Raw genomic sequence first — 6430 nt, forward strand, 5'->3', positions numbered from 1 at the left:
GCGCAAAATATTTTCACGCGCCATGGGCATTTGTGTTGGCAACGCATCCCTGATGGCCTGCTGGCTTCCCATGCCATTTTGCAGCAACAGTATTTGGCCGTTATCCGCCAGATATGGTTTTACGCTGTTCAGTGCAGACAGCGAATCCTGTGCCTTGGTACAGATAATCAGCCGGTTGATGGGGCTGTCGATGGTTTCTGGGGAGACGGTATCCACAGCAAACAGGAAGGTCTGGTCCGGTGTTGATAGTTTCAGTGGCATGCGCTTTTGTGCAAGCTGCTGATGGCGGCTTTCTCGCAGGATCAGGCGGGGGCTTTCCCCTTTATGGCAAAGGCTGGCGGCCCAGAGGCAACCGATGCTGCCGGCACCCAGAATATACCAGGGATCATTGTGCATGAATGTCTGAAGTCCATCAGCGGATGAAGATACGCCGAGTCTACCATTTGCTGCCTATACTCAAACAGCTGGTGTTTCACAGCTTTTCCAAACAAGAGTGGGAGATAGACAATGAGCCATACCTATAAAATGACTGAACTGGTTGGCAGTTCAACGGTCAGTAGTGATGATGCGATTCAAAATGCCATTGCCGCCGCTGGCATGACCCTGGAGCATATGGGCTGGTTTGAAGTGGTGGAGCAGCGTGGCCATATCGACAAGGGCAAAATTGCCCATTGGCAGGTGACGGTAAAAATTGGCTTCAGGCTCAAGGGCAAAGATCAGTAGTTGCCGTAAACCATATTCACCCGAACCTTGCTGTTGGTGTAATGATGTTCTCCATGGCCTTTCCAATATAATCATGGATACAATAGTTGCTAATTGTTTCTTTCGATTTCTCAAGGAGATCATTCGTTATGCCTTCATTTGACATTGTCTCTGAAGTGGATATGCATGAGCTGGCCAACGCCGTCGATCAGGCAAACCGTGAACTGGCGACCCGTTTTGACTTTCGGGGTGTTGCAGCAAGCTTTGAAAAAAGTGGTGACAAACAGATCGTGCTAACCACCGATGCCGACTTTCAGCTGGCACAAATGGTCGAGATGTTGAAAACCAGGATGGTCAAGCGGGGCATTGATGTTAAATGCCTTGAAGTGAAGAACCATTATGGCTCGGGCAAACAGGTCAAGCAGGAAGTGGTGGTTCGCCAGGGGCTGGATAAGGATGTGTCCAAAAAGATCGTGAAAATGATTAAGGATGCCAAGCTTAAGGTGCAGGCCGCCATTCAGGGTGATCAGGTCCGGGTCACCGGCAAGAAAAGGGACGATTTGCAGACGGTGATTGCCTTTTTGCGCGAAGCCGATCTGGACATGCCGCTGCAGTACAATAATTTCAGGGATTGATCGGCCTTGGCACAGAAAGAAAATATGGCAGGAAAAACCGTTTTTGCCCGATGGTGAAAACGGTTTTTATTTGGTTAATTGCCTGGCTTCTTTCTAAGACACAATACTTTTAACTATAAAAAAGCGTGGCGCTGTAGATCATCACGCTTGTTATGGAGCACACTGAATGGGACTGTCAGCAGATTCTTCGAAGAATTGGGGGGACGCCTGTAGAAGCTTTTTCAACCGTCGGGTGATTACACTGCTTTTTCTCGGGTTTTCAGCAGGCCTGCCCCTTCTGTTGATTTTCAGTAGCCTGTCCCTCTGGCTTCGTGAGGCTGGTGTGGAGCGCAGTGCCGTCACCTTTTTCAGCTGGGCGGCGTTAGGCTATTCCTTCAAGTTTGTCTGGGCACCGCTGGTGGACCGCATTCCATTGCCGGTTTTGCACGATCTGCTCGGGCGTCGCCGGTCTTGGTTATTAGTCTCCCAGCTCTCTGTTGTTGCGGCGCTGTTGTTTATGGCTGCCCACAACCCAGTTGATGGTCTGTTGTGGATCGCCTGTGGCGCGGTGATGCTTGGCTTTTCCTCGGCCACCCAGGATATCGTGATTGATGCCTATCGGATCGAGGCGGCGGACGATGACCTGCAGGCCATGATGTCCTCTGCCTATATTGCCGGGTATCGGATCGGTATGCTGGTGGCTGGCGCTGGTACACTGGCACTGGCCAGCTGGTTTACCATGGCGGACGAAGGCCATTACGACTATCTGGCCTGGGCCTGGGCCTATCGCTGTATGGCCGTGTTTATGCTGATCGGGATTGTGACCACACTATTGGTTGCTGAGCCGGATATTGACCGTACTCCCGAGTCGGTGCACAGCACCGTTGATTATCTGCGCTTTCTGTTGCTCTTTGCCCTGGCGGCCAGCGCATTTGTTACCTCTTTCACTCAGCTGGCTGATGTTTTTGGTGCTTTGAAAACCCTATTGCTGGATAGCGGGTTGTCTAATCCAATCGCGGGTTTTCTGGCGGGTGCCGGGCGATTTACAGGCAGTGTCGCCGCCGCCGGGGTTACCGCCTGGTTGTTGGTGAAAGCTCATCTTGCGCCAAGAGCCATGGTGCAGGAGACTTACGTCGCGCCGTTTGCTGACTTCTTTGCGCGTTATGGCAAAGTGGCTGTCTATATATTGCTGTTGGTCGGGACCTACCGTATTGCTGATGTGGTTATGGGTACCATATCCAATGTGTTCTACAACGATATGGGCTATACCAAAGAGCAAATCGCCACCATCACCAAAACCTTCGGCCTGATCATGACCATTGCCGGTGGCTTTCTGGGCGGGGTGTTGGCCATTCGCTACGGTGTGATGCGCATCCTCTGGCTAGGCGCACTGCTGGCGGCACTGTCTAACGTGCTGTTTGCGTTTCTGGCCAACCTTGAACCTTCCAGCCTCTATTTAAGCCTGGTGATTGCGGCGGATAACCTCAGTGGCGGCATGTCCTCCGCCGCGTTTATTGCCTTTTTATCCAGCCTGACCAACCGGGCCTTCACGGCCATGCAGTACGCTATTTTCAGCTCACTGATGACCTTGTTGCCCAAGCTGTTGGCAGGTTATTCCGGCACCTTTGTGGATAGTCTGGACTATCCGGTATTCTTTATCGGTTCAGCGTTGCTGGGGCTGCCGGTTCTATGGCTGGTGTCGTATGTAGGGCGGTTGCTGGAACGTCATCAGGCGGGTGACTGATACATTTGTCCTTTTTTCAGCTTTTGTTCAGCTTTTTTCAGTAGCTGCTCAATGGGTCTCAGCAGGCGGATCGTCTGCCGGGCCCATTAGTTCTGCAATCAGTCGCTGCCGCCAGAACTCCCGGGTCCCGTCGTTGGGAAGCTTGTTCAGTGTATCCTGACAGATATGAACCATCGCCCTGAGAATGTTCTCTTCCGGGTAATCGAGGTTTTCCAGTTGGCGAATAATTTCGACGGCCAGGGCAATATCTTCCGGTGCTCCATCCAAGTGTTTACTCTCCATGCCATTGATGCGCTTTCAGGTTGATTTTTCCCGATGAGATTATCACCCCCTCCTGTTCCAAACGCTGTTTTTGCAGGCGGTAGCGACTGGACCCATCAGGAAATGAAATCTGGCCTTTACCGTTAATGACCCGGTGCCAGGGGAGGTCGGTTCCTGCGGGCAGCTGTGTCAGGATATTGCCCACCACACGTGCATAACCACGAGCTCCTGCCATCTCGGCCAGTTGGCCATAGGTTACCACAGAGCCTTTCGGAATCTTGCTGATCAGGTACCATATTTCCGAAGGGGTAAAGGGGGCAGTCAACGTTGGCTCTCCGGGATCTTAAAACGACAGATTGCAAGATATTTGAAAAGTATGGAATGGGAAAGGACATTAACTGTGAAAGTGTTTGATCCAGATTAAAGTTCATCTTTTGGTTGGAGGTTGTTGAAAGTTATTGAAAGTTGTTGGAAGGCAACTCATTCAATCAGTGATTTCACATCACCAGCCCGACCTTCAGATAAATACCTGCCGACATGGTTGCGTCCATCAGAAAACTGAGGCAGTTTCCTATCCATATAGTAGGGTTTTTATGGTATACCCCATATAGTGTCCATAAGAATGCAATGAAAGTATAGAGGGTCCATGTGGCCAGCGAGAGCCCTGCAGCATGCTGGCTGTGGGAAAAGAAAAGTTTATAAAGCTGCGGTATTGTGGCCAGTGGACTGACGACACCCATCGCCAGCATCAACGGCTCCAGTGCTTTTCCGATCCGTTGAAATAATCCCATCGTTGTATATCCTGCCTTTGCCTGACCACGACAGACAGTTAGTATAGACCCATTGATAACCGGAAGGAACGATCAACACCGCTTATAGCTGTCATTGCCATTGATTTATTGTGGACTGTGTTTTTGCATGTTACAGGTGGATACAACCTGTCCGGGGGAAGTTCTTTCTATGTTGCTCCAAAGGAGCCTGCGCTGTTTATTCAGGCTGCCGACGATATTGTGTCTGTTTTTTTCTATCAGCACGACATGGGCTGATACCGTCTGGATGAACAATGGCGATGTGTTGTCCGGCGAGATTGTTAAACTGGACTCTGGCAAGCTGAGTTTGCGCACCAGCTATGCAGGCACTATCGAGTTGGACTGGCGTTATGTCACAGCCCTGGACTCTGATAAAACATTCTGGGTTAGCCTGATAGGTGAGAATGCCGCCCGGTTGCGACGCTTTGAAGGTCGGGAAACCGGTATTACGGTTATTGATAACAGCGGCCAGAAGCGTTCATTCTCTGCGGTATGGCCAGTGGCCGCTATCCATATTGAACAGCCGGTGATTGCTGATACCTGGGAGCTGGGAGGTAACCTTGTCGCTTCGCTGGACAGCAAATCCGGAAACGATAATGAGTGGTTGATTGGTGTTGAAGGTAAACTCAATATTGATGACCAGTGGAATAAAAACGCTTTTTACTGGGATATTGAATTGGAAGATGATAACGGCATTAAAAGCTCTGAGTGGCAGGTTGGCTACTCATACAGCCGTTATCTGGATGAGCACCGGTTTGTGCAGGGAGCTGCAGAACAGGAGTATGATTCGCAGGAAGATCTGCGAATCCGTACATCACTGGGCGGCACATTGGGTTATCGCTTTTGGGAAACCGCTGCCGGGGCGCTGAAAACCAGTGGCGGTATCAGCCAGCTCTGGGAAGCTTATCAGACCAATGCGTCGCAACGGGATTATGCCTTGACCTGGATCTTTAACTACCGGACACGAATCAGTAACAACTGGGAATATTTTGCCAATAGCAGAACGTTCTTCCGGTTAAAACAGTCTGCGACACTGGTTAATATCAATCAGACGCTGAGAATTGGTTTGACCGATCATATTACCTGGAATTTGACGCATATCGTTGATTACGACAGTGACCCGGTTGATAAGTCCCGTAATGTTGACAGTCGAATCAAAATGGGAATTGGCTACCAATGGTGAGGTCCGGGGCGCAGCAGTGTGCAGACTGGCAGGCGCTCTCTTGTGGGCATAAACAACCGGGTTCTTATCAGGCATCGACGAAATGGGTATTGCTTAGATGATGGGAAAACCGGTTTCTGTTGTGCCAGTGGTTGCCCGTGCTGCTTCTCTTCGCGGTGTTCCTGTAAAGCACGCATGGTGGTTTCCAGCCAGTTGGCTGCACGATAAAGCAGCGAGTTTCTGGGTAAATTTTCAGAGTGTTGATGTTCAAGGGGAAAAATCAGGGTTTTTCTGACTCTCATTGCTACTGGGTACTTTTTCCGAATTACTTCTGTTAATAGCGGCAGCACGGTATTTTGATTGATGGCTGATTACAGTTTTTTGGGGTCTCTTGACCGGGAGGCTGACCGACCCGGCAACTGCTCCTCTCCAAGAGGCTGTCCGAAAATAGACTTCCCTACACGGCAGCTGCTCCTGCGTTGCCCTGACTCCTGCATCCACGCAGTCGTGCTTCGTTACAACCTCGGTCACATAACTACGGCTATGCTCCGTTGTGCCTCTCATAGTACCAGCCCAAATAGACAGAAATATTTGACTCGATATGGCCAGCTACTTAAAGCGAGTTAAAAACTTAAAAAGAAAAGTGGAGGAATTGACCTTTGCCGATACCGAAACAACCAAACTGCCCAAATCAAGCACTGCAGAAACACCTGAAGGACAGATTATTGAAAGATCAGTCACCAGCGTTAATCATCATTCCCATTCAGCAGCCAATAATCCCGACAGTACCTGGCATCATTGTTTCACGCAAATCTACAGAGATTTGAGGGATTATGATAAAAACGTGACTGAATATGAAAACTCGATGGATAATGACGCACCAAACCTTGAGCAGCAATTATATCTACTGACAAAAGATCAGGTCAAAAGCCTGTTGACAGCTAAAGCACCTGACTGGCTATTGAAAAATCTCCAAAGCCAGTATTCTTCAATCCCGGAAGCTGCTGGTGAATCCGAGGGAGGCATCATTTTTTTCGGTTTTTATTTGACCGGCTCAATACAGAAGAATTAGAGGAGGTGCTGTTAGCCCGGATATTTCATAAACGTGCTCCCGATCTCGCTTGTCCTTTGCCGCTCT

The 6430-nt window shown here is 49.8% G+C and carries 10 protein-coding genes; 5 read left to right on the top strand and 5 right to left on the bottom strand.

The genetic code is table 11. The features are described from left to right. Positions 1–396: 2-dehydropantoate 2-reductase (locus KDK14_RS02815; RefSeq protein WP_257263504.1), on the bottom strand; the 396-nt coding region annotated here is incomplete at its 3' end. Positions 397–507: 111 nt separating this feature from the next. Here KDK14_RS02815 and KDK14_RS02820 point away from each other — a divergent pair. From KDK14_RS02820 to KDK14_RS02830, 3 genes are all read left to right on the top strand, one after another. Further along, the gene (locus tag KDK14_RS02820; RefSeq protein ID WP_257263505.1) at positions 508–723 is read left to right on the top strand and encodes a dodecin; all 216 of its coding nucleotides are present in this window, start codon (positions 508–510) and stop codon (positions 721–723) included. Positions 724–851: 128 nt separating this feature from the next. After that, positions 852–1337, top strand: a complete 486-nt coding sequence (locus KDK14_RS02825; RefSeq protein ID WP_257263506.1) for a YajQ family cyclic di-GMP-binding protein — start codon at positions 852–854, stop codon at positions 1335–1337. 166 nt (positions 1338–1503) lie between these two features. Beyond that, positions 1504–3060: an MFS transporter gene (locus KDK14_RS02830; RefSeq protein WP_257263507.1), complete on the top strand. Its 1557-nt coding sequence runs from the start codon at positions 1504–1506 to the stop codon at positions 3058–3060. A gap of 48 nt (positions 3061–3108) precedes the next feature. On the opposite strand, the gene KDK14_RS02835 is transcribed toward KDK14_RS02830, so the two are convergent. The 3 genes from KDK14_RS02835 to KDK14_RS02845 all read right to left on the bottom strand — a co-directional run bounded on the left by KDK14_RS02835 (position 3109) and on the right by KDK14_RS02845 (position 4112). Beyond that, on the bottom strand, positions 3109–3342 hold the full coding sequence (locus KDK14_RS02835; protein ID WP_257263513.1) for a hypothetical protein: 234 nt from the start codon (positions 3340–3342) through the stop codon (positions 3109–3111). After that, positions 3332–3646, bottom strand: a complete 315-nt coding sequence (locus KDK14_RS02840) for an MGMT family protein (RefSeq protein ID WP_257263508.1) — start codon at positions 3644–3646, stop codon at positions 3332–3334. The genes KDK14_RS02835 and KDK14_RS02840 overlap by 11 nt, the downstream gene beginning before the upstream one ends. A gap of 172 nt (positions 3647–3818) precedes the next feature. Further along, positions 3819–4112, bottom strand: coding sequence for a SemiSWEET transporter (locus tag KDK14_RS02845; RefSeq protein WP_257263509.1), 294 nt, complete (start codon positions 4110–4112; stop codon positions 3819–3821). A gap of 127 nt (positions 4113–4239) precedes the next feature. On the opposite strand from KDK14_RS02845, the gene KDK14_RS02850 reads away from it, so the two are divergent. Further along, positions 4240–5313, top strand: coding sequence for a DUF481 domain-containing protein (locus KDK14_RS02850; RefSeq protein ID WP_257263510.1), 1074 nt, complete (start codon positions 4240–4242; stop codon positions 5311–5313). Here the strand turns inward: KDK14_RS02850 and KDK14_RS02855 are convergent. Further along, positions 5301–5594 carry a hypothetical protein gene (locus KDK14_RS02855; RefSeq protein ID WP_257263511.1) on the bottom strand — a complete coding sequence of 98 codons (294 nt, stop codon included), beginning with the start codon at positions 5592–5594 and terminating at the stop codon, positions 5301–5303. The two genes, KDK14_RS02850 and KDK14_RS02855, sit on opposite strands and share 13 nt — an antisense overlap. Before the next feature lie 299 nt (positions 5595–5893). Between KDK14_RS02855 and KDK14_RS02860 the strand changes: the two genes are divergently transcribed. Further along, positions 5894–6364 (top strand): hypothetical protein, encoded by a 471-nt coding sequence (locus tag KDK14_RS02860; protein WP_257263512.1) that lies wholly within the window; start codon positions 5894–5896, stop codon positions 6362–6364. The last annotated feature ends 66 nt before the right edge of the window (positions 6365–6430 follow it).

This window comes from Endozoicomonas sp. ONNA2 (genome assembly GCF_024606365.1).
Classification (GTDB): Bacteria; Pseudomonadota; Gammaproteobacteria; order Pseudomonadales; family Endozoicomonadaceae; genus Endozoicomonas.